Below are 2,000 nucleotides of genomic sequence, written 5' to 3' on the forward strand. Positions count from 1 at the left end.
CACCAGCGGTGCGGCGGCGACCAGGCCGGCCCGCGCCCTCAAGGCGGTGCCCGACGACGCGCCGGTCCTGACCGCCGTACCCACGCCCGAGGCCACGACCCGCACCGTCGCGCCCGGCGTCGAGGAGCTCCTGTCGGCAGGCATCGCGGCCGTCCGCGCCGCCGCCCAGGCGGCCGGCATCTCCGCTGAGGACGTCGAGCGCCACCTCGCCTCGATGCTGTCCTACGTGCGGCGCCGGCTGACCGGCGACTACTCGGTCGACGAGTTCGGCTTCGACGAGGACTTCACCCGGCACTTCTACCTGCCGGTGCTGCGACCGCTCTACCGCTCGTGGTTCCGGGTCGAGGTGCGCGGCATCGAGAACATCCCCGCGACCGGTGGTGGCCTGGTCGTCGCCAACCACTCAGGCACCATCGCGATGGACTCGCTGATGACCCAGGTCGCCGTCCACGACGAGCACCCCGCGCACCGGCACCTGCGCATGCTGGGGGCCGACCTGGTATTCCAGACGCCGGTCGTCGGCCAGATCGCCCGCAAGTCCGGGTCGACCCTGGCGGCGAACCCCGACGCCGAGCGGCTGCTGTCCAACGGCGAGCTGTGCGGCGTGTGGCCGGAGGGCTTCAAGGGTGTCGGCAAGCCGTTCAGCGAGCGCTACAAGCTGCAGCGCTTCGGCCGTGGAGGGTTCGTCTCGGCGGCGCTGCGGACCGGGGCGCCGATCATCCCCTGCTCGATCGTGGGAGCCGAGGAGATCTACCCGATCATCGGCAACATGAAGGCGGTCGCCCGGCTGCTTGGGGCGCCGTACGCCCCCATCACCCCCACCTGGCCGCTGCTCGGGCCGCTGGGGCTGGTGCCGCTGCCGAGCAAGTGGATCATCGAGTTCGGGTCACCGGTGGAGACCGCCGACCTCGGACCGGCCGCCGCGGACGACCCGATGTTGGTCTTCGACCTGACCGACCAGGTCCGCGAGACCATCCAGCAGACGCTCTACTCGCTGCTCATGCAGCGGCGCTCGGTCTTCTTCTGACCGGCCTCTCCTGACCGACCCGCGGGTCAGGGGATGGAGAGGGTCACGCCGGGCAGCGTCACCGGGCCCAGCGTCGTACCCGGCACGGTCGCCGTGACGCCGCCGGTGCCGACCGTCGCCGACGGCAGCGGCACCGTGACGGTGGCCGAGGGGAGGGGCAGGGTGGCGCTGAGGGTCGGCAGGTTGACCGTGGCGCCGCCGGTCGACAGGGTCGCGCCGCTGCCTCCACCGCCGACGACGACTCCACCGGTCCCGCCCGAGACGCTGGGGGAAGGCACCCCGCCGGCACCGCTGGTGACCGGGGCACCCGGCACGGTGACCATCACGCCGCTGCGTGTGGGAGCGGTGGTTGACGCCGCCGCGGACGCGGTGCTGGACGTGGCGAGCGAGCTCGGCAGCGACGACGGCCCGAGCCCGGAGGTCAGCGCCTCGCCGCAGCTGTTGCAGGCCGCGATGCGCCGAGCGGTCGCGACCTGGGTCTGGCGCAGCAGCGCCTCGAGCCGGCCCACCTCGGGCAGGGAGGCCGCGGGTACCTCGGTGCGCAGGGCGTCGACCTGGGGCAGGGCGCGGGCGGTGAAGTCGCGCATGGCCAGCAGCGCCTGCGGGTTGCGGGTCTCGGACCAGGCCCGGTCGAGGGAGCGCTGCCCGCCGGTGACGGAGGTGATGGCCGCCTCGAGCGCGGTGTCGATGTCGCCGGAGTCGGGTGTGGCGCGGTCGGCGAGGGCGCGGGCGTCGGAGATGTGCTCCTGCGCCTGGTCGAGCTGGGTGCGGCCGCGGTCGAGGTCGCTGTCGGCCAGGCGGACGGCGACCCCGTCGAGCCAGCCCTTGACCGGGTACAGGGTGTCCCCGGGGACGGTGCCGCGGGACACGAGCCCCACCACCCCGCCGACGAGGAGAGCCGAGGCGGTCGCGCCGGCGACCATGCGCGGCAGGCCGCGGCCGACGACCAGCACGGCGGGGGCCGGGCGTGTGG

General features: G+C 74.2%; 1 protein-coding gene and 1 pseudogene. One reads left to right on the forward strand and one right to left on the reverse strand.

What is annotated here, in order from left to right:
• A partial coding sequence (locus tag AB4Z02_RS18890; RefSeq protein WP_441972895.1) for a lysophospholipid acyltransferase family protein occupies positions 1–1,027 on the forward strand: 1,027 nt, incomplete at its 5' end.
• Positions 1,028–1,053: 26 nt separating this feature from the next.
• Here AB4Z02_RS18890 and AB4Z02_RS18895 read toward each other — a convergent pair.
• A pseudogene (locus tag AB4Z02_RS18895) lies at positions 1,054–2,000 on the reverse strand (hypothetical protein); the annotation flags it as partial.

It is taken from the genome of Pedococcus sp. 2YAF34 (assembly GCF_052114585.1).
Taxonomy (GTDB): Bacteria; Actinomycetota; Actinomycetes; order Actinomycetales; family Dermatophilaceae; genus Pedococcus.